The sequence below is a fragment of the Ferrimonas futtsuensis DSM 18154 genome (assembly GCF_000422645.1).
In the GTDB taxonomy this organism is placed as follows: Bacteria; Pseudomonadota; Gammaproteobacteria; order Enterobacterales; family Shewanellaceae; genus Ferrimonas; species Ferrimonas futtsuensis.
Genome location: NZ_KE383896.1, coordinates 153,614 through 175,040 on the forward strand (window position 1 = coordinate 153,614; position 21,427 = coordinate 175,040).

Here is a 21,427-nt window from a genome sequence, read left to right on the forward strand (position 1 = left end):
GTTATTTGTACGGAAAAGTGCCCCACTTGAGTTGACGCCCCGGTATCCTGTAGAGTCGGGCCACCTTCCTTACATCCATCACACAGGGATAACAGGTGCAACAGCTGGACAAATATAAAGAGAACGACCTGAGAGAGGTCAAACAACTAGGGCTGTGGGCCTCCATCGCCGGGCTGGGATACATTTTCTGGCTGGTGGGCGGAATGGAGATCATCGAGCGTTTGGCCTATTACGGCGTCAAGGCCACTGCCGGCATCTATGCCAGCGATCCCGCGTCCAAGGGCGGTCTGGGGATCACCATGACCGACTACGGCATCATCATGTTCGTGTTCGCCCTGACCCAAACCACGGTGCCCATCGTCACCGGTGGCCTGTCTGATCGTCTCGGCTATAAGGAGACCATCGCCCTCTCCACGGTCATCAAGATCGCCGCCTACCTGATCATGGCGTTCTTCCCCAGCTTCCTGGGCTTTACCCTGGGCGCCATGACCCTGGCCTTCGGTACCGGCATCTTCAAACCGGGCATTCAGGGCACCATGGTAAAAGCGGTGCCACGGGAGTCCACCACCATGGCCTGGGGCATCTTCTACCAGTTGGTGAACATTGGCGGTTTCCTCGGTCCCCTGGTGGCGGTGCAGCTGCGTCAGCTCTCCTGGGACCACCTGTTTTTCGCCTGTGCCGCCATCATCTCGCTGAACTTCCTGTTTCTGCTGATGTACACCGAGCCGGACAAGCAGGAGCGTCTCGAGCGTAAGGCGGCGGTGAAAGCCGGCCAGATCAAGCAACAGGCACTCTGGAAAGACTCCCTCAACGAGATCCGCAAGCCCCTGGTGTTCGGCTACATGTTTGCCTTCTCAGGCTTCTGGTTCATGTTTAACGCCATGTTCGACGTGCTGCCGGTGCACATCAAGGAGTGGGTGGACACCTCCACCATCGTCACCGACATCTTCGGCGCCGGCGGTACCCAGAACCCCTTCCTGATCGGTCTGATGGGCCTCAATCATGAGGGCACCAAGGTGATGCCCGACTTCATGATGAGCATCAACTCGGTGATGATCGCCACCTGCTGCTTCCTGGTGGCCGCCGGCACCGCCCGCTTCCGCATCATGAGCTCCATGCTGGCTGGCGCCCTGTTCTGCACCGGCGCCATGCTGCTGGTGGGCTTTACCCCTGGCGCCTGGTTCATGATCGTCTCCATCGTGGTGTTCAGCCTGGGCGAGATGCTGCTCAGCCCGAAGAAGGGCGAGTTCATGGGCAACATTGCCCCCGCAGACAAGAAGGCGATGTACCTGGGCTTCGTGATGCTGCCCCAGGGTATCGGCTGGACCCTGGAGGGCTTCATCGCCCCCTGGTTGTACGACATCTTCGCCTCCAAGGAGCGCATCTCCCGGGATTATCTGGCGGAACTGGGCATGGCCCGCGACGCCATTGCCGGCATCCCCCAGGGTGAAGCGTTCGACCGTCTGGTGGCCTTCGCCAACAGCACCCCGGAGCTGATGACCCAGACCCTGTATCAGGCCAACAACATCGGCTTGGCCTGGTACATCATCGCCACCGTGGGCGCCATCTCCGCCGTCGGCATCTACCTCTACGCCAAGATGGTCTTCCGCATTCAGAAGGCGGCGGCGGCCTAAGGCCAAACCCAGAGCCCGTCACGAAAAAGGGGAGCCTATCGGCTCCCCTTTTGGTGTTCTGCAGCAACCTACAGCTTGGCCAGTTGCTCGTCACTCAGGGTCAGAGTCTCGTTCTTGTTGACACCGATCCCCCGCTTGAGGATGTCCTCGGCAATGGCCTTGGCCTGCTCCAGGGAGTGCATCTCATAGGTGCCGCACTGATACTCATTGAGCTCAGGGATCTGTTCCTGGCTCTCCACCGCCAGCACATCCTGCATGCTCGCCTGCCAGGCTTCCCCCACCTGTTGCTCGGTGGGCGTCCCAATCAGGCTCATGTAGAAGCCGGTGCGACACCCCATGGGGGAGATGTCGATGATCTCCTGCTCACCCCGGTTGAGGTGATCCCGCATAAACCCGGCAAACAGGTGCTCCAGGGTGTGAATGCCCCGCTCGGACAGGATCTCCACATTGGGTACGCAGAATCTCAAATCGAAGACAGTGATGGTGTCTCCCTTTGGGGTGGCCATGGTTTTGGCCACCCGAACCGCGGGTGCCTCCATTCGGGTATGATCAACGGTAAAGCTGTCGAGCAGTGGCATGGGCAAGCTTCCTTCTATACGTCTATACGGCTAAACCATACTCCCTGTTGCTGCCGAGATCAATCCCGGTGCAGGGAGCCCCTGGAGTTGTCGTAAGCCTCTTCACTGACTTTGTGATAACGGCGCACCCCTTTGTAGAACTCCAGATAACTGTCATACACCCGCTTCATCTGGGGATCGGTGGCCGTCTGTTCCGCGATCACCTCCTGGGTGGTGGCCCGCATCGCCTTGAGCACTTCATCGGGGAAGGCCCGCAGCTCGATGCTGTGATCCAGCACCAGGGCATCCAGGGCTTCGATGTTGCGCATGGTGTACTCATCGAGCATGTCCTGATTCACCCCTTCGGCGGCATTGACCACGATCGCCTGGAGGTCCGACGGCAGGGCATCAAACGCCTTCTGGTTGATGAGAAACTCGAGGATGGTCCCCGGCTCCTGCCAGCCCGGGTAGTAGTAGTAGGACGCGGCCTTATGCAGCCCCACCGCAAGATCGTTATAGGGGCCAATCCACTCGGTGGCATCGATGGCTCCGGTCTGCAGGGCGGTAAACAGCTCACGGCCCGGCAGGGTCACAGGGACCCCACCCAGTCGCGAGAGCACCTCACCACCCAGTCCGGGTAGGCGCATCTTCAACCCTTTCAGATCCTCCAGAGAGTTGATCTCCTTGTTGAACCAGCCGCCCATCTGCACCCCGGTATTGCCGCCACGCAGGGGCTTAACCCCGAAGGGCGCATAGAGCTCGGTCCACAGGGTCATGCCCCCACCATACTGGAGCCAGCTGTTGACCTCCTGGGCGTTCATGCCAAAGGGGATCGAGGTGAAAAACTGCGCCGCAGGTACCTTACCCTTCCAGTAATAGGAAGCGCTGTGCCCCATCTCGGCACTGCCCTGGGAGACCGCGTCAAACACCTCAAAGGCGGGCACCAGATCACCGGCCCCGTAGACGATGATGGTCAGACGTCCCCCGGACATCTGATTTACCCGTTCTGCGAAGCGTTCCGGAGCCATGCCAAGACCGGGAAAGTTCTTAGGCCAGGAGGTGACCAGCTTCCACTGATAGAGTTGTTGTGGGGGCTGAGCCTGTATCTGCTCAGCCTGTCTCTGATAACAGCCAGCCAAAATCAGCAGCGCGGCAGCAAAGGCAATAAAGCGCATAGTTTTCCTCCCTCATAACGGCAATAACTGCCGTTAACACAGGTGTTTATATTAATTATTAACCATTTATGCGAGACGGCAACTCGTTGGCTGTGCGCGATCACTGCTAGGGGGCAAGCTGTTCAAGGCCGATGACAGCGGTCGCGCTCGCAGCCGGGGAGGGGGTGTGCGCCTCTCCCGAACCAACCTGAGCGTTTTCGCCGCCAGCACTACTAAGGGTAAACCACAGAGTCCATTTTATCTGTTTCGGGAGACAACCTCCCCGTCGGCACTCCGTTCGCCAGAATCTGAAGTTTATGAATAAATTTGATAGCAGATTCAAGTACAAAAAGCGAACATCCACGGGGGAAAGGCTGAGACACACCCGCAAGAAAAACGTCGCCTTATGGCGACGTCTGAATTATCCGTTCAGTGAACCTGTGCACCCTGGCGTCTTCGGCGCCTGAACGCGCTCCTGCCACTCCTGCGGGGTATAGGTATGGAGGGCCAGGGCGTGAAGGCCGGCGTCAAACTCCGCCTGCAGCAGCTCATTGATGCTGCGGTGGCGGGCCAACAGCCTCTTCCCCTGAAACTGATCACTGACCACCACCACTTTGAAATGGGTTTCGGCATCCTTGGGGGTGCGGTGCATGTGGCTCTCGTTGATCACCTCCAGGTGAGCGGGTGCCAGAGCCTGGCTCACCTTGGCTTCAATGGCCTGATGAATCGACATCGCTGAACTCCTTGCTGTGTTGAGGCTCCCTTATACCCCCGGGGCAGGGCGAACTCAAGCCCTGGACCAGTAGCCCGGGGTAATGCGGCGGAAAGTCAGGCTGATGCGTTCAGCCTCGATACCGGCCCGGGGGGGGAGCTGATGTTTGCAGCGACGCTGGGCTTCGGGCAACAGCTGCAACAGGCTGCCATGGGGCATCACAAACTCCTGGGTCTGCCCCTCACCACATCGCAGTTGCAGGGGACGGGCCTGGCCCAGGGAGAGGATGGCCACCTGGGGCTCGGAGCCCATCTCTGGCTCGTTGTCACTGTGCCAGCCCATCTTATCCTGGCCACTGCGATAACGGTTGGCCAATACGGTGTTGTACTGGATGCCGCAGTGCTGGGATACCGACAGCATCAGCGCATCCAGCCAGGGGGGCAGGGGATCGGGTTCCAGCAGGGTACCTGAGTAGCGATACTGGCAACCCGGTTCACCGAGCCAGCACTGCTGCCTGGGGATCAGGTGCTCCTTGCCAAACACCCGCACCTTGGGTTGTTGCCAATTCAATCCCAGGCAGCGTTCCAGCAATTGATCCGAGCGTTCGATGGAGAGAAAGCGGCTCCAGTAGCGAGCCAGCTCCTCACCCTCTTTGTGCAGCCTCTGGGGAATCAGGCACTCATCCAGAGTCATCATCAGTGAGCCAGGGCGATCTGACTCGCCGCCTGACGGCAACCGTAAGCCCGGGCACGCAACAACTCAGACTCCATCACTTCGCTCAGAGGGTGCAATGGCGCATTCAGCAGGCCACGCAGCGCCGCCCCCTGTCCGCCACCGGCCCCCGACCCAGGCTGCTCCTTGACCTCAACCCCAAGCTGGTGCCGAATCAGGTCGGCAAAGTGAGACAGGTAGGCATCCAGTTGCAACATGGTCTCTTCACTGGCGCCGCGCTGGAACCCGTAGAGCCGGGACGCACCGCGAGGGCCGCAAAGGGGGTTGTGGTTCAGGCAGGCCACCTCGATGGAGACGTCGGCGAGGCGGGGATCCAGAGCGGAGATGTCGATGCTGGCCAGGCCGGCCAAACCGGCACCGCCGCGGCCCGCCTCCTCACCGAAGATGTTGCTCATCCGGGCACCGAGCGCCTGAACAAGGCCCAGGCCGCCATCATTGGCGGCACTGGCACCCAGGCCGATGATGATTCGGGAGGCGCCGGCATCCAGGGCTGAGAGAATCAGCTCACCCGTGCCGTAACTGGAGGTGTCCATGGGATGGCGTTGATCACTGCCAAGCAGCTTAAGGCCGTTGGCCTGATCGCTGTCGATGACCGCGGTGATGCCGTCACCCAGGAGGCCGAATCGAGCCTGGCGTGGGTGACCCAGGGGGTCGGTTACCGTGCAGGTTTCAACGCGACCGCCTGTAGCATCCACAAGGGCAAGGAGCCGACCTTCTGCGGTTTCGGCCAGGAACGCGTGGCTCTGCTCGACGCACAGCGACAGGGTGGGACGTCGTTTCTCGATGGCATCCATTACCTCCTCATTGGGGTTCACCGTTCGGTGCGAGTCTTGGGCAGTGACAACTTTCATCGATTCAGTCCTCTTCACCAGGCTGTTGGCGATCACAGAGAGACACAACCTCGGTTACACCTGGATCACAGTCGTTCAACAAACACACTATGACATAGGGGCGGCGCTGCTTCTTTGGACGATTGACCGAATCTGAAACGAAAAACTCTCGCTATCTTTGTGCGAATGCACAAAAACAACGAGAGTTTTGCGGGCAAAATGCCGATGTGGCGGGGCTAGCGACTCAGCAGGGCCAAATAGAGCCGAGTGCGATCCGGTAGACGATTTAGATCCAAACCTGTCAGGCTGCTGATCTTATCCAGCCTGTATCTCAGGGTATTCCGGTGGATGTGCAAAGCACTGCAGGTGCGGCTGAGATCGCAGTCCAGCTCAAAGTAGCTAGTCAGAGTGCGGCGAAGTACGCCGTTACCGTCTTTGGCGACCAGCTGATCCATGGGGTCCAGCAACTGTTTGCGCCGCCAGGAATCTTCCTGCAGGCCACTGACCAGCACAGGCAGAACATTGTCCTGATAAAACAAGACATCCCCCAGGCTGCCTGGGGCATCCAGGGTGGCTTTGGCGGTGTCATAGGAGTGAGCCAGTCCCCGCAACCCCGGGAAATACTCTCCCAGAGCGATGCGGATATCGAAAGCCGCCTCTCCCCGAATGCGGTTGAGCAGCTTATCCACCCGGCGACGCTCCCTTTCCACCGACCAACCCTCATCGGTCAGTTGCACCGGCTTGAGCACCACCACTTCGTTGTCGGTCACCGAGGAGATGGCCACCAGGTTATTGCGCTCCGGGTACTCCAGCAGCTGGACCAGACGCTTCAGATGCTGATGATCCGGCGTATGCTGATCTTTGGAAAACACCTTGATGATGGCGGCGATCCTGGGCTGAGTGAGATCCAGCTCCAGCCTGTGTGCCAATGACAGCAGCTGAGACTCGTTGAGATCGCCACCATGGATCAGGCTGAGCACCAGCTCATCCCGATGACGCTTGCTCCACTGGATCTGGTCCATCAGCGCCGCCTGCTCCACCACCATCTCGGCAGTCATCTTCACCAGTTCACCGTAACTGCGCACCTGTTCCGGCTTGCCGGAGATCCCCACAACACCTATGGGTTTACCCTGAAACAGAATCGGCAGGTTGATGCCGGGCAACACCCCTTTCAGGCTGGCCGCCATGGCGTCATCGATCTCCAGCACCCGGTTGTCACCCATGGCGATGATCGACCCTTCGTGCTTTTGGTTCAGGCGTTTGGGATCACCGGAACCAATGATCCAACCATGTTCATCCATCACCACGACGGAGAACTGGATAATCTTCATGGAGCGCTCCACGATCTGACGCGCGATGGATTCGGTAAGTCTCATGATTTGGCCAAGTGCATAATTCCTCGCAGCAGTGTGCCACGAGCCCCCTAAGGCGGCAATGCGCCTGACCCCGATTCGAGGCAAGTCCTACTGAAAAACCAGAGAGTCCAGCACCCCCATCCCCGAATGCACGCCCCCCTCGGTCACCTCGGCGGGCTTGCTGCGCACCAGGTAACCGGCGTAGCCGCTGCCACCATAGGCCTGGCGACCGTCGATGTGCACCGAAAACAGCCCGAGTTCACTCACCAGTTCAGCCACCTCCTCTTCCTGAGCATTTCGAACCAGGAGGGCCGGCCGCCCCCGGGGAGCCGGCCTCAGCCGTTTCATCAGCAACCAGGCGGGGTACTCCGACGGCGCCATGGTCGCCAGGGGCACGGCCATCGCCTCCCCGAAGAGACAGTGTCCGCCCCCCTCGCCCTGATTCTTCAGCACCCAGTTGTCCAGCGGCTGATGATCCAGCTCGGCCAGGGTCTGAGTCGACACAGGGACGCTGGCCTTCAACAGCGGCAGAATCTGACCCGCCTCCTGCTGAGAAAGACCAAAGCGCGATAACTCCCGGGGTGACATCTGCCCCAGAAGCAGCTGCACCCGCTTGCTGGTGGCCAACTGCTGGTCCACCGTGGCATTGATGGCCACCCGGTGCCGCTCCATGAAGATTCGTGTCTTGGCGAGCGCCTCACAACAGGGCTCATGACGGATGTCGTTGGCCACATAGTCACGATAGTGATAGCCGGCCCTCAGGTAGACAAAGTCGATGCCGCCGACACCGCTCAGCAGCAGCCGTCGGTTCGCCCCGGTGGACAGGGCACCATACAGCTCACGGAAGCTGCGACGGACCGTCGTGACCCCCTGTTGAAGCAGTTCGGTTTCCAGCAGTCTCTGGTCATACACATTGTCCTCGCCCTCCTGCACCACCATCAACATCACTGGCCTGCCCGGTTGACCGGTCTCCTCCCGAACCTGGTGGGCTGCCGAGGCGATCCCCTGCCCCAGACGCTCCAGTGCCGGGTTCTGCACCAACTCACCGGAATGTGGGGGGGACCAGCGCAGAAACTGGCCAGGGTTGCGCTGCTGAAGATAGCGGTGCAGCTCATGGGTACGCTGGCCAAAAGGCCCCATCCCGGCGGCAATGCCATTGCACTCCACCAGCTGGAAACCCAGATCGCGGTCTTCCAGGAAGTCGCTGCGCATGATCAGCACCGGCAAGGGGCGATAGGGCGACAAACCGGCATGAATCCGCCGGTGCATCCGCAACAGCCCGCGAAAGAACGGATCCGCCTTGGCCACCGGGGCGATGGCCTGCCGAAGAAAGGGGCGGTCCTGCGCCACCCCGTGAATCAGACGGCCTAGCAAACTGGCCGCGCTTGCAAGTCTTGCGTAATCCTCACGATGGATGACCGAGGGAGAGAAACTGAAGGGCACCTGTCGCATCAGATGCGCCTCCGTTTTGAAGCCGACCCCATGGGAGAGCCCCCAGTTTACCGCCGCCAGAACCTCCTCATGGATCTCGCTATTTTGGGGCACCACCTCCTCCGAGGATCGCCGAGTCAACGTCTGTCCCATTTGCCTCAACCAATATTTCCACAATAATAGAAATATAGACAGCTCTGACTCAGTGCACAACCTATAATTCGACAAATGCAGAATTGTCGAGCTCTCTCTGGTCCTCCCGCCCGGCCAGTTTGGTCCTCGCAGCTTCTTCTGCCACAATAGCGCCACCTTTATCTCAGTCTCCATACCATGTCCGATACCCTGAATCTGGAATCCCTCACCCTGAGACTCCGCCGCTTTCCTGAGACCCAGCAAAGCGAACTCATCGCCTGGGACGCCGCCGATGAACTGCTGATGCTCAATGCCCTGCCACAAGTGAATGGGCAGTTGCTGATCATCAATGATCACTTCGGCGCCCTGGGCTGTGCCGCGGCGCGCCTGAACCCTATCTGGGTCAATGACTCCTTCGTCGCCCATCAGGCCCTGAAGCAGAACCTGGATCTCAATGGTCAGCCCCAGCCAGACAGGTGCCTGGCGGACCTGGAGCCCTTCGAGGAGCAGATAGACCAGGTGTGGATCAAGCTGCCACGCAACTTGAGGTATCTGGAGTACCTGCTCGACTGGCTGAATGGACATCTTCCCCAAGGCACCACCGTGGTGATCGCCGCGCGCCTCAAGGAGATGCCCACCACCTTGAAAGGGGTAACCGAGCACTATCTGGACGACATCCAGCCGTCGCGCATTCGCAAGAAGGCCAGGCTGCTGAGCGGTAAAACCAGCGGTCGCCGCGCCCGCTCTCCCCTGGTACTCAATTGGCAGGCTCAGGGCACCGACTTCCAGTTGGAGAACCACCCCAACACCTTTGCCGGACAGAAGCTGGATGTGGCCGCTCACCTGATGCTGAATCAGATCCCCACGGGCCATCGCCGCATCGTCGACCTGGGATGTGGCAACGGCATCCTCGCTCTGGCAGCCGCCAAAGCCAACCCCGACGCCCACATTCTGGCGGTGGATGAGTCCTGGCATGGGGTGACCAGCTGCCAGGCCAACCTGGCCCGGGCACTGCCTCAGGCACAGTTCCAGGTTCTCTGGAACGACTGCCTCACCGATCTGGACCCGGAAAGCGCCGATCTGGTGCTGTGCAACCCGCCCTTCCACCAGCAACAGGCGATCACCGACCACATCGCCTGGCAAATGTTCAGAGACGCTAAGCGCACCCTGGCCACAGGTGGACGCCTGAGAGTGATAGGCAACCGCCACCTGGGCTACCACATCAAGCTCAAGCGCCTGTTTGGCAAGGTGGAAACCGTGGCAGCCAATGCCAAATTTGTTATTCTCGATGCCATTAAATAGATTCCGGCCAAGGAGAAAGAAACCGATGAGATCTCTGCTGCCCCTGCTGGGTGCCCTGCTGCTGGCAGGTTGCGCCTCCGCCCCCAACACCCTGATCCTGTCACCGGCTGCCCCCATAGTGCAGCCGGGCAGCCAACAAGGCTCCCTGGCATTGGCCAGCGTCGACCATCGACCCGAGCAGTTCCTGGTGGAGGTGCGCAAGGATGACGGTGCCGCCGAATTGCTGAGCCCCGCCGAACCGCCGCGACAATTGCTGGAACAGGGCGTGCGTGATGGCCTGACCAAACTGGGCTATCGCATCGATCCGGCGGCCAGCGTTACCATGAGCCTCTCCCTCAACAAACTGGTGATGAAGATAGACCAGGGCACCTTCTCTCACGACGCCACCACCAACCTGGTGGCCACGGTGGTGGTCAACAACCTGGGCAACACCCTGACCAAGGAGTACCGGGTTCGCAGCAGCTTTTCCGGCCCACTCAAACCGGAGATGGCTCGCATCGAGCGTGAGATGAATGATCGCCTCAGCCAGCTGATGAGCGACATCGTCAATGACCCCGAACTGCACGAACACCTGAACTAGGAGCAAGCACGGATGCGCATTCTCACCGCACTGCTTTTCTCTCTGCTGCTCTCCCCCGCCTGGGCGGACGAGATCCAGAGTGACAACCTCTTCCCCCAGGTGAAGATGGAAACCAGCCTGGGCACCCTGATTGTCGAACTGGACCGTACCCGGGCCCCACTGACCGTGGACAACTTCCTGCGCTACGTGGTGAAGGGCGCCTACGACAACACCAGCTTCCATAGGGTGGTGGCGGAGTTTGTCGTGCAGGGGGGCGGCTTCACCGCCGACGGTGACGCCATCGACGAAGGGGATAAGCTGTTCAATGAATCTGGCAATGGCCTGTCCAACGAGTACGGCACCATCGCCATGGCCAGGGAGAAGTCCCCTCATACCGCCACCAACCAGTTCTTCTTCAACCTGGTGGACAACACCAGGCTGGATCCCTCCCGCCGCCGTTGGGGCTACGCCGTGTTTGGCATGGTCACCGAAGGGCTCGAGGTACTGGATGCCATGGGCGAAGTGCCGGTGGAGTATGATGCGGACATGGGTGCACCGAGCAAACCCGTCAAACCCCTGCTGCTGATCAAAGCCACCCTGATGCCGGAAAGCTAACTCTTGGTTGACCGCCTGAAACAGCGATTCGGCGCTTTCTCCGTCTATCTGCACCGCAGGGTGCTGCTGCTGTTGGCCCTGGGGTTCTCCTCAGGCCTGCCGTTGATGCTGGTGTTTGGCTCCCTGTCATTTTGGCTGAGGGAAGCGGGACTCGACCGAACCACCATTGGCTTCCTCAGCTGGGTGGCCATGGCCTACAGCATCAAGTTTCTCTGGGCTCCCCTGGTGGACCGTATGCCACTGCCGCTGCTCACCCGAGCGCTGGGACGACGACGGGGCTGGATGTTGCTGGCCCAGGTGGGACTGATCATCGGCCTGGGGGGGATGGCCAGCTCGGATCCCACCACCAGCCTGACCGCCCTGGTGGGCTTCGCCCTGATGGTGGCCTTCTTCTCCGCCACTCAGGACATCGTGGTGGATGCCTTTCGCATCGAAACCGCCCCGGAAGAGATGCAGGGAGCCCTGGCCGCCGCCTACCAGACGGGTTACCGTCTGGGGATGATGCTGGCCACCGCCGGCGCCCTGGCCATAGCCGCCTGGGCCGGAGGTGACCAGGGCTACAACCCCATCGGCTGGCAAACTGCCTACCTGTGCATGGCCGCCGCCATGGGGGTGGGCATTATCGCGACCCTGTGCGCCAAAGAGCCCCGGATCAACGGCGACCGTCTGGCGCTGGAATCTCTGCCGACACTGGAAAGATTGCTGCACCTGCCGGCTCCTCTGCAGAAGCTGCTGATGTGGGGCTACACCGCGGTGGTCTGTCCCTTCCGCGACTTCTTTGTTCGCTTTGGCAAGCAGGCTCTGCTGATCCTGCTGCTGATCGCCAGCTACCGCATCGCCGACGTGGTGATGGGGGTGATGGCCAACGTATTTTACGTGGACATGGGATTCAGCAAAGGGGAGATCGCCACCATCACCAAGGTGTACGGAGTGATCATGACCATGGTCGGCGCCGCCGCCGGTGGCGTGCTGATCGCCCGATTCGGCACCATGAAGATCCTGTTCGCCGGAGCCGCGTCTGTCGCCCTGACCAACCTGCTGTTTGCCCTGCAGGCCAGCGTGGGCCACGACACCACGTTGCTCACCCTGGTGATCGCCGCGGACAGCTTCAGCGCAGGTGTCGCCACTGCCGCCTTCATCACCTACCTCTCCAGCCTGACCAATGTGGCCTTCTCCGCCACCCAGTACGCCCTGATGTCCTCCATGATGCTGCTGCTGCCCAAGTTTCTGGCGGGTTTCTCCGGTGCCCTGGTGGATACGGTGGGCTATGAGACCTTCTTCCTCATCTGTTGCCTGTCCGGACTGCCGGTGCTGCTGCTGATTGTGTTGGCTAACCGCTGGGCACCGGCCAAGCAGAGTGACCACTGATGTGGGCAGCCGCATCAGGTTACAAACTCCTTAATTGAAACCCGCTCAGGCTTCAGCAGCGGCTCCCTGAGCAGCCTGCCACTGCTGATTGGTGCCTTGCTGCTGATAGGGCGACGGCGCCGGGTTGCCTGACCCCACAGCCCTACCCCAGGCTCCCTCACCGAGTCCCAAGACTGATCGGCAGAGGCCTGCGCACCCGTTGCCCAGACTCTCTTCCGGTTGCCGCCGAGTGCGTCCGAATTGCAGTGATTTGCACTTGTGTGACTCCCGGCACCCCTAGGGCCAGGTAAAGCACTAGACTCCACCTATACAGGCAGTAGACTCATTCCCAAACAAGAGATAAGGATAGGACCCCTCATGCGCATCAAGACCCTCATCACCGCCTTGGCCCTGTGCCTGAGCGCCACCATACAGACCCATGCCTCTGACCAGGGCTCATCTCTGGACTTTGGCACTCCGGTGGAAGCCGACAACATCACCAAGATCTCCACCCTGATGGCCAGCCCGGACAACTACCTGGACAAGCCGGTGACCATCGAGGGCACCATAGTGGCTGTGTGTGAAAAGCGCGGCTGCTGGATGAAGATCGCTTCAGACAAGCAATTCCAGAACCTGCGGGTCAAGGTGAAAGACGGTGAGATGGTCTTCCCTGTGAGCACCAAGGGCAGCACCGCCATCGCCACCGGCAAGCTGCAGAAGCTGGAGTATGATCTGGAGCGGACCCGTAAGATGAAAGCCCACTGGGCCGAAGAAAAGGGGGAGAAGTTCGATCCCGCCAGCGTCACCGAGCCCATGACCATGTACCAACTGGTCCCGACCGGCGTGAGCATCCTGGAACAGTAAGATGGCAAACAGCTGATACTTACAAGGTGGCCCCCAGGGCCACCCTGCTGTTTTCGAGCCTCCCCATTCAGGGACAGTCGCTCAAAGATGTCTCGACGCCAAGGCCAGGTCAGCCCTATATTCTTACCCATACCAAGAGCGGCAAAATCAGTAGCGGAAACAAACTTCCATCACCTTTACAATATATCTCCAGAGATAATTTGCCCGCTTATAATTTCCAACCGAAGAAATGGATGTAAAGGTCAGTATTTTCACGCCTTTCGTAAATTGATGAAAATAAATTAAAGCAGTGCAAAGCTGAACTCTGTTGCCAATTTGTTGTGCTAGCATCCAAGCTCTTATTTTCTCCCGGCTAGCCAAATATGAATGTAAATAAAAGTTTAATCTCCCTGGCCATGATTTCTTTTCTTGGGCTGGGGTTGTTCGGTTGCGATTCCGACGATTCCGATTCCAGTTCAAATGCTGGCCATATTCAGATCTACAATGGTTCAGCCAACGCCCCCAGCCTGACCCTTACTCTGACTCAGGGCGACGACGAGTACAGCCACACCGGCATTGCCTATCCTGAGTCTTCAGGCTACTTCAGCTATGACACCGGCAGTTATGACCTGGCCCTTTCCTGGGAAGACAGTGATGAAGAGACCGTCACTCTGTATGAGGAATCCATTAAGATCTCCAATGAGAAATGGGAGTTGCTCACCGTCTCCGGTGATATCACCCAGGGAAAGGTCAATCACTTCCAGATTGCCGAAGTGGACCTGGACAGTGATGATGATCAGTTTGGTGTTCGCTTTATCAACCTGTCCGAATCGGTGCCAGCGATGAATATTTACTGGGCCGAAGAGGACGAGGGATTTGACCAGGCTGAATTGCTGTTCCAGCTGGATGCCAATACTCAGTCGGAAGAGCTCTATTTCGACAGAGATGGCTATCAGATTTTTGTCACGGCCACTGACAGCGACGACCTGCTTTACCAATCTTCCACGGTTCAGTTCTACTCCACCACCCAGTACATCCTGATCTTAAGGGACGACAATGGCAGCGCCCCGTTGTCCATGGACAGGGTCTCCACCAGCACAGGGGCAGTGGAATACCCCGACAGCCAGACCAAGGCCCAGCTTTGGTTGTACAACGGCTTGAGGCAACACGAGCTGCTGCCCGAGTATACCGGCAGCATCGACGTGACCATCAACCAGCCTGAGCCGGTGAGCACCATCGGCGCCCTGACAGAAGGTCTGTTCAGCGACGCTCAGACCCTGGAGCCGGGAGACTACACCCTGGATTTCTCTGACACCACCTCTGGCGAACCGTTGGCAAGCAACCACCTGGTTTCTCTGACCGACGATCAGGATCAGACCCTGTTTGTCTACCTGCAGGAGTATGACTATGACGAGGACGACGAACAGGAGGATGAGGTGAAACTGCACACCCTCAGCCTGAACAACAGCCAGCGCAGCTCCATCTACGACCACCAGTTCAAGGTGGTCAACCTGGTGGATGACTATGGTGTGGTCACCTTCCATTTCCTGCTGCCCGGCGAAACCATTGCCGACAGCAGCCATTCGGTCACCGCCTCGTTCTCCGAATCCAGCAGCATCATTCTGCCCAATGACAGCTTCCGCATTCAGGCAGTCACCGAGAGTTATGGCACTGAGCTGCTGCTGGCCTCTCTGGAGATGACTCTGGACGAGCACAGCAGTGAGTACTTTCTGCTGCTGGAGGAGGATGACCAAGCCACCTCGGGTTTTAGTCTGACGGCCGCCCCACAAGATCACGCCCAGTAGGACAAATCAGGAGGGTGGCCGATGGTTGCCCTCCCCATCTCGGGGCCTGATTCGGCTGCCACTTCCCTCAACACCCGCCCTTTATCATCTTTCACCGCCTCAGCACCATTAGATCTCAAACCATGACGCACAGCCCCCTCAAGCCGAAGGCTGAGTCAGCCACAGCTGAAAACCACCGCCGCGACAGACAACATTTGCGCAACCTTTCAAAAATGCCGCGCTTGAGAAGTACCATTAGCGAGGTCAGCCCCGGCCCAAAAGCCCTCTGAGGCACGCCACTTGCCAGCTCGACCACAGCTTTCCACGCCCGGCCCAACCAGAAACATCTGATTAACCTGGCGCGCCCACCGCCCTATCGATGGTACTGTTTGGGGTGCACGCCCCGTTCAAACAGTGAACACAAAACAACATCCACCACCAGCGGATAATTTGAACCCAAATGATTAGACCTGTAACATCAATGGATCTCTTAAGGATGTAAAGGATGTTGTTCCCCTATGAAAAACGCCAAATATCTCTCGGGGTTGGTGCTGTGCGCTTCGCTGTCTCAACCCGCATTTGCCGCCGATGACTGTGGAAAAGTGTCCATCGCCGACATGAACTGGAGCTCCGCCTCCCTCATTGCCAATGTGGACCAGTTTATTTTGGAGCATGGTTATGGCTGCCGGGCGGAGCTGGTGCCCGGAGATACCATGCCCACCAGCACGTCGATGATCGAGAAAGGCGAACCGGACGTGGCACCGGAGATGTGGTTCAACGCCGTGCAAGCCCTGGTAGAACGTGGCATGAGTGAAGGGCGCCTGGCCAAGGCGGGGCACTCCCTGTCAGACGGTGGCGAAGAGGGCTTCTGGGTTCCCCAGTATATGGTGGACCAGGATCCCAGCCTGGCCACCATCGCCGGGGTGATCGCCAGCGCCAAGCTCTTTGAGCATCCGGAAGACCCGGACAGGGCCGCCTTCTATGGCTGTCCCGCAGGCTGGGGATGTCAGATCTCCTCGGAAAACCTGTTCCGAGCCCTGCAGCTGGAGAGCAAAGGGTTTGATCTGATAGATCCCGGCTCAGGCGCGGGCCTGGCCGGTGCCATCGCCCGGGCCTACGAGCGGCAGAAGCCCTGGTTTGGCTACTACTGGGCCCCGACCGCGGTGCTGGGAAAATACAAGATGGTCAAAGTCGATTTCGGCACCAAGGCCGATGCCGACCACTTCCGGGAGTGCATCTCCAAGCCCGACTGTGACACCCCAAAGGTCTCCATGTATCCGGCTGCTGAGGTCGCCACCATCACCACCAGTGAGTTCAAGAAACGGGCGCCCGAAGCGTTCGGCTACCTGAGCAAACGCGCCTTTACCAATCAGCAGATGAACAGCCTGCTCGCCTGGATGGAGGACAACCAGGCTGATGGCAGCATCGCTGCCGAGCACTTCCTTATCGAGTTCCCCACCATCTGGACCCAGTGGCTTCCCGCCGACATTGCCGCCAAAGTACAGTCTGCGGTGGATAACCTCTGATGCCCTCTTCCCGGGGCCCTGATGCCCCGGGACACCACACTTCACCCACTACAGAATCAGAGGTAATAGACCTGATGGCTGATTTCTCCTGGCTCGGCTCATTCCCGAAGATGGACCGCTCAGACCTGCTGGAGATCCGCAAGTATCTCGACGGTGCTTACCGCGACTTCTCCCGCGAATACGGCGACTCCATCGAGGCCTTCTTCGATCCCCTGCTGGATTTCCTGATCTGGTTTGAAAAACTGCTGGTGCACTCGCCCTGGTGGGCGGTGCTGATCGCCATCACCGGCCTGGTCTATCTGGCCAGCCGCTCCTGGAAGATGTCTCTGTCCGTGGTCGTCGCCTTTCTGCTGATCGGCTACCTGGGGATGTGGCAGGACACCATGCGCACCCTGAGCATCATCACCGTATGCACCCTGCTGGCCATCGTCCTGGGGGTGCCCATAGGGATCATGATGGCCCGCTCCAACCGGGCCCAGTCCGTGGTGACCCCGGTGCTGGACATCATGCAAACCATGCCAGCCTTCGTATACTTGATCCCAGTCGTCATGCTGTTGGGGATAGGTAAGATCCCCGGAGTCATTGCCGTGGTGATCTACGCCATTCCGCCGGTGATCAGACTGACCAACCTGGGCATTCGCCTGGTCGACAAAGAGGTGCTGGAGGCGGCCACCGCCTACGGTGCCACCCCCATGCAGCGCCTCCTTGGCGTACAGTTGCCCCTGGCCGGACCGACCATCATGGCCGGCATCAACCAGACCATCATGATGGCCCTGGCGATGGTGGTGATCGCCTCGATGATCGGGGTCAAGGGGCTGGGGCAGCCCGTACTTAAATCCATCACAAACCAATACTTTACCTTGGGTCTGTTTAATGGCTTCGCCATCGTGGTCCTGGCGATCATCTTCGATCGGGTTTCCCAGGCTTACGCGAAACGCTCCCAGAGATTCATTCAGGGAGGCCACAATGGCTGACACCAAATCCAGCACGCCCCTTATTGAGGTACGCGACCTTTACAAGGTGTTTGGGGAGTCCCCCGAGAAGGTGATGCCCAAGGTCAGAGAGGGCCTTTCCAAGGATGAGATCCTGGCCCAGACCAACCACACCGTCGGACTCAAGGCGATCAACCTGGCCATTCAGCCTGGGGAGATCTTCGTGATCATGGGCCTGTCCGGGTCCGGCAAGTCCACGCTGATTCGCCACTTCAACCGGTTGATCGATCCCACAGAGGGGCAGATCCTGGTGGAAGGGGTGGATGTCATGCGGCTGTCCCAGAAAGAGCTGGAGCAGTTCCGCCGCCACAAGATGTCCATGGTGTTCCAACGCTTCGGACTGCTTCCTCACCGAACCGTATTGGAGAACGTCAGCTATGGCCTGACCGTCCAGGGGGTGGATAAAGCCACCCGCAATCAGCGAGCCCGCCAGTGGCTGGATACCGTGGGCCTGACGGGCTATGAGGAGCAGTACCCTTCCCAACTGTCCGGCGGGCAGCAGCAGCGTGTTGGCCTGGCCAGGGCCCTGTGCACCAACGCCGAAATTCTGCTGATGGACGAAGCTTTCTCGGCACTGGATCCCTTGATCCGCAGCGAGATGCAGGACCAGCTGATCGAGCTGCAACAGCAGTTGAACAAGACCATCATCTTCATCACCCACGATCTGGATGAAGCCCTGAGAATTGGCGACCGCATTGCCATCCTCAAAGACGGCAACCTGGTGCAGGTGGGGAAACCGGTGGACATCCTGCTCAATCCCGCCGACGACTACGTCGAGGCGTTCGTCAAGGACGTCAATCGTGCCCGGGCCCTGACGGTGGAAACCGTCATGAAACCCCCGGCGCACCGGCTGACGGCCACCACCATTGGTGGTGCCCTGAAGCAGATGAAGCGGATCCCTGCGGACTACGCCTACTACGTCAGTGACGAGGGGTATCAGGGTGTGGTCTGTCAAAAGGCGCTGGAGGAGGCCGCCAAGGAGGACTTGGCCATGCCCATGGAGGAGTTTGAGATCACCGAACTGGATCCCATCTCTCCCGACGCTCCGCTGGAGAGCATCATTCCAGAGAGCATGGGTGCCGATTTCCCACTGCCGGTGGTGAATTCCGAGGGGGATTTGGAGGGCGAGCTCTCCCGGGATCACCTGGCCGAGGTTCTGTCCGATCTTACCGAGGAGGAGGCTCAGCCCGAAGCCGACGCCCCCACGGAGCAAGGTGGCAATGGCCCACAGGCCAAAAGTGCATAACCGAAGAAAGCAGGGGCCCAGGCCCCTGCTTTTTTAGATTGCACGCCAGCTGCCGCTCTTAACCAAACAGCACGCTGTACATCACCCCGGCCCCGATGGCCATGGTCAGGATCACGGTGACAAAGGCGGCGATCATCTGGTTGCGGAAGATGGACTTCAGCAGAATCACTTCGGTCAGGCTGGCGCCGGCACTGCCGATGATCAGCGCCATCACCGAACCCAGCGCCATCCCCTTGGCCACCAGGGCGGAACTCAGCGGAATCACCGCCTCGGCACGAATGTAGAGAGGAATGCCGATCACCGCCGCCACAGGTATGGCGTACCAGTTGCCCTCACCGGCGTACTGGGCAATCAGGTCCGTGGGGATGAAGCCATAGATGAAGGCCCCCAGGGAGATCCCCAGCATCAGGTAGGGGAACACCTGCTTGAAGTCTTTCCAGGTGGCACGCCACAGGCGCATCCAGCGATTCTCCTCAACCTGCTGAGCCGGAGCACAGGCGGTGGCGGTGCCACAGCCGGAGGCATCGACGCTGACCTGAGGCTCGGCACTGGCGCAGCAGCTGACTGCAGGCTCAGGTTTGGCGTTAGGCTGGCTGTCACAGCAGTTGTTTGTGGCCACCGGCTTGCTGTCACCACAGCAACTGGTGGTAGCACCGGCCACCTCATAGGCCTCGGGCTTGACGTAGCGCTCGAAACCCAGCTTCTCCAGCAGGTAACCGGCACTCACCGACACCGCCATCGCCACCACGAAGTAGAAGGCCGCCACCTTGATGCCGAAGGTGATCACAAACAGACCGATGATCACCGGGTTCAACAGAGGACTGGAGAACAGGAACACCATCATCGGGCCGAACCCTGCCCTGGCCCTGAGCAACCCCTTCAGGAAGGGGATGGTGGAGCAGGAGCAGAAGGGGGTAATGGCCCCCAGAAACGCCGCCACTATGTAACCTTTGCCCTTGCGAGAGCTGAGTATCGACTGGATCTTCTCCGGGGTCAGAAACTCCTGAAGTACTCCCACCAGGTAGCTGATCACCAGAAACAGGATGATCAGTTCGGTGGCAAGGAACAGGAACATGTCGGCCGCTTCGGCCAGTTTTGCGTAAAACTCGGGACTCATGGGAACACCTCATTTCGAACTTAGTCGAAATGTTAGTTTCCACGCATATTGCCGTCAAGGCTTTATTTCTATTTTTTTCGAACTAATTTCTATAACGTTAATCAACTTGGGCGAACTCAGTTCATTGCCAGGGTGTTGTTCTTTGAACTGTCCGGCAGCATCCCCACTGAGTTTTCAGTAGAGTGGACCTTCACCCAAGGGAGTCTTATGCGTCACTGGTTTCTCGCATTGCTGTTTCTCACCATCGCCTGGCCCTCTCTGGTCGGCCTGACCGATCTCGAGCAGGGGCTTGCCCTGTTCCTGATGGCCGTGGTGCTGTGGACCAGCCGGTTGCTGGGGGAGTTGCCGGGCATGATGGTGATCCCCGTCCTGGCGCTGCTGCTGCAATTGATCACCCCCGCCGAGTTGGCTCAGATGTTGATGTCGCCGGTCCTGGCGATCTTCATCTTCGGCTTCAGCTTCGCCACCCTGAGCCGGGAGCAGAAGCTGGACAGACTGGCCCTGGCGCTGCTCAGCAGACTGTCTGGGGAAAACGAGCAACGCGCCTGCCGTCTGCTGTTTGCCATGACCGGCCTTATCTCCATGTGGACCAGCAATGTGGTCACCACCGCCCTGATGCTGCCTCTGGCCATGAGCGTCGCCCTGACCGCCACAGACCCTCACAGGGTTGGGAAAATCCAGTTCCTCAGCATCGGCATCGCCTTCAGTGCCACCCTGGGAGGCATGGCCACCCAGGTGGGCAGTTCCACCAGCCTGATCGCCAGTGAACTGGCCGGCGTGGACTTCATTGGCTGGCTGGTGACCGCCGCCCCCATCGCCCTGCTGCTGTGGCTACTGATGGTGTGGATGCTGGAACGCCACTTTTCCCCGGACTTCAGTCAGCCCCTGACGTTGCCCCAGGCCCCCGCCATCACCCGTGCTCAGAAAGAGTCTCTGGTCATTGTGCTGCTCACCCTGATTGGCTGGGTCGGTGGCGCACTGGCCCTGAGGGGGATGAGCAAAGCCTATGCCCTGGTGCCGCTGTTCTCCGTCGCCGTGCTGATACTGAGGGGACTGATCACCCCGGTAGGGGTGGTCAAATCGATGAAATGGCGGGTGATCACCATCTTTGTCTGCGCCATCACCCTGGGCAAAGTGTTGCACGACAGCGGCGGCGGTAACCAACTGGTGGAGTGGCTGTCGCCCCTGCTGTTCGATCTGCCTCTGATGCTTCAGATTGGTGTGTTCCTGCTGCTGATCTGCGTGTTTACCGAGTACATGAGCAATGTGGCCAGTGCCTCTCTGCTGGCGCCACTGATGCTGCTGCTGTTGCAGCCACAAGGCGCCAGCCTGACCCAGATCTCTGCCCTGGTGGGCATTGGCTGCTCCCTGGCCTTTGTCCTCCCCAGTGCAACCCCGGCCAACACCCTGGTGGTGGGCAGCGGCAACGTCACCCCTCAAGGGCTACGCGGATTTGGACTGAAGTACAAGATCTCCGCGGCGCTGGTGCTGACCCTACTGCTATGGGGCATGGCATTCAGCCCACCTTAACGCCCCGAAACGAAAAAAGCGGATCTGGG

The 21,427-nt window shown here is 59.4% G+C and carries 19 protein-coding genes; 11 read left to right on the forward strand and 8 right to left on the reverse strand.

Annotated features, from left to right (window positions below; genetic code table 11):
- Window positions 1-95: 95 nt before the first annotated feature.
- Window positions 96-1,634 carry an MFS transporter gene (locus G505_RS0118395; RefSeq protein ID WP_028110865.1) on the forward strand — a complete coding sequence of 513 codons (1,539 nt, stop codon included), beginning with the start codon at window positions 96-98 and terminating at the stop codon, window positions 1,632-1,634.
- A gap of 68 nt (window positions 1,635-1,702) precedes the next feature.
- Here G505_RS0118395 and luxS read toward each other — a convergent pair whose 3' ends face one another.
- The 7 genes from luxS to G505_RS0118430 all read right to left on the reverse strand — a co-directional run bounded on the left by luxS (window position 1,703) and on the right by G505_RS0118430 (window position 8,519).
- Window positions 1,703-2,212: an S-ribosylhomocysteine lyase gene (luxS, locus tag G505_RS0118400; RefSeq protein ID WP_028110866.1), complete on the reverse strand. Its 510-nt coding sequence runs from the start codon at window positions 2,210-2,212 to the stop codon at window positions 1,703-1,705.
- A 59-nt stretch (window positions 2,213-2,271) separates the two neighbouring features.
- Window positions 2,272-3,366: a TRAP transporter substrate-binding protein gene (locus G505_RS0118405; protein ID WP_028110867.1), complete on the reverse strand. Its 1,095-nt coding sequence runs from the start codon at window positions 3,364-3,366 to the stop codon at window positions 2,272-2,274.
- Window positions 3,367-3,766: 400 nt separating this feature from the next.
- Window positions 3,767-4,078, reverse strand: a complete 312-nt coding sequence (locus G505_RS0118410; protein ID WP_028110868.1) for a BolA family protein — start codon at window positions 4,076-4,078, stop codon at window positions 3,767-3,769.
- 54 nt (window positions 4,079-4,132) lie between these two features.
- Window positions 4,133-4,753: an alpha-ketoglutarate-dependent dioxygenase AlkB family protein gene (locus G505_RS0118415; RefSeq protein ID WP_051216439.1), complete on the reverse strand. Its 621-nt coding sequence runs from the start codon at window positions 4,751-4,753 to the stop codon at window positions 4,133-4,135.
- Entirely contained in the window at window positions 4,753-5,640 is an 888-nt protein-coding gene (locus tag G505_RS21980) for a glycerate kinase family protein (protein WP_084644064.1), read from the reverse strand. The genes G505_RS0118415 and G505_RS21980 overlap by 1 nt, the downstream gene beginning before the upstream one ends.
- Before the next feature lie 215 nt (window positions 5,641-5,855).
- Window positions 5,856-6,995, reverse strand: a complete 1,140-nt coding sequence (locus G505_RS0118425) for a sugar diacid recognition domain-containing protein (RefSeq protein WP_028110870.1) — start codon at window positions 6,993-6,995, stop codon at window positions 5,856-5,858.
- An 87-nt stretch (window positions 6,996-7,082) separates the two neighbouring features.
- Window positions 7,083-8,519, reverse strand: coding sequence for a glutathione synthetase (locus tag G505_RS0118430; RefSeq protein ID WP_245568401.1), 1,437 nt, complete (start codon window positions 8,517-8,519; stop codon window positions 7,083-7,085).
- Between the two features lie 216 nt (window positions 8,520-8,735).
- Between G505_RS0118430 and G505_RS0118435 the strand changes: the two genes are divergently transcribed.
- From G505_RS0118435 to G505_RS21990, 9 genes are all read left to right on the forward strand, one after another.
- Entirely contained in the window at window positions 8,736-9,839 is a 1,104-nt protein-coding gene (locus G505_RS0118435; protein ID WP_028110872.1) for a methyltransferase, read from the forward strand.
- Window positions 9,840-9,864: 25 nt separating this feature from the next.
- Entirely contained in the window at window positions 9,865-10,419 is a 555-nt protein-coding gene (locus tag G505_RS0118440; protein ID WP_028110873.1) for a YajG family lipoprotein, read from the forward strand.
- Between the two features lie 12 nt (window positions 10,420-10,431).
- The gene (locus tag G505_RS0118445) at window positions 10,432-11,013 is read left to right on the forward strand and encodes a peptidylprolyl isomerase (protein WP_028110874.1); all 582 of its coding nucleotides are present in this window, start codon (window positions 10,432-10,434) and stop codon (window positions 11,011-11,013) included.
- A gap of 3 nt (window positions 11,014-11,016) precedes the next feature.
- Window positions 11,017-12,381 carry an AmpG family muropeptide MFS transporter gene (locus tag G505_RS21985; RefSeq protein WP_035385547.1) on the forward strand — a complete coding sequence of 455 codons (1,365 nt, stop codon included), beginning with the start codon at window positions 11,017-11,019 and terminating at the stop codon, window positions 12,379-12,381.
- Between the two features lie 357 nt (window positions 12,382-12,738).
- Window positions 12,739-13,224 (forward strand): DUF4920 domain-containing protein, encoded by a 486-nt coding sequence (locus G505_RS0118455; RefSeq protein WP_084644066.1) that lies wholly within the window; start codon window positions 12,739-12,741, stop codon window positions 13,222-13,224.
- 395 nt (window positions 13,225-13,619) lie between these two features.
- Window positions 13,620-15,008: a DUF4397 domain-containing protein gene (locus G505_RS0118460; RefSeq protein ID WP_028110876.1), complete on the forward strand. Its 1,389-nt coding sequence runs from the start codon at window positions 13,620-13,622 to the stop codon at window positions 15,006-15,008.
- Window positions 15,009-15,505: 497 nt separating this feature from the next.
- Complete coding sequence (locus G505_RS0118465) at window positions 15,506-16,513, forward strand: ABC transporter substrate-binding protein (protein ID WP_028110877.1); 1,008 nt, start codon at window positions 15,506-15,508, stop codon at window positions 16,511-16,513.
- A 74-nt stretch (window positions 16,514-16,587) separates the two neighbouring features.
- Window positions 16,588-17,487 carry an ABC transporter permease gene (locus G505_RS0118470; protein ID WP_028110878.1) on the forward strand — a complete coding sequence of 300 codons (900 nt, stop codon included), beginning with the start codon at window positions 16,588-16,590 and terminating at the stop codon, window positions 17,485-17,487.
- Window positions 17,480-18,751, forward strand: coding sequence for a quaternary amine ABC transporter ATP-binding protein (locus G505_RS21990; RefSeq protein ID WP_051216445.1), 1,272 nt, complete (start codon window positions 17,480-17,482; stop codon window positions 18,749-18,751). Before G505_RS0118470 ends, G505_RS21990 begins: the two co-directional genes overlap by 8 nt.
- A gap of 58 nt (window positions 18,752-18,809) precedes the next feature.
- Here G505_RS21990 and G505_RS0118480 read toward each other — a convergent pair whose 3' ends face one another.
- The gene (locus G505_RS0118480; RefSeq protein WP_028110879.1) at window positions 18,810-19,868 is read right to left on the reverse strand and encodes a permease; all 1,059 of its coding nucleotides are present in this window, start codon (window positions 19,866-19,868) and stop codon (window positions 18,810-18,812) included.
- 207 nt (window positions 19,869-20,075) lie between these two features.
- Here G505_RS0118480 and G505_RS0118485 point away from each other — a divergent pair, with 207 nt between their 5' ends.
- Window positions 20,076-21,398: an SLC13 family permease gene (locus tag G505_RS0118485; protein WP_028110880.1), complete on the forward strand. Its 1,323-nt coding sequence runs from the start codon at window positions 20,076-20,078 to the stop codon at window positions 21,396-21,398.
- Window positions 21,399-21,427 lie beyond the last annotated feature (29 nt).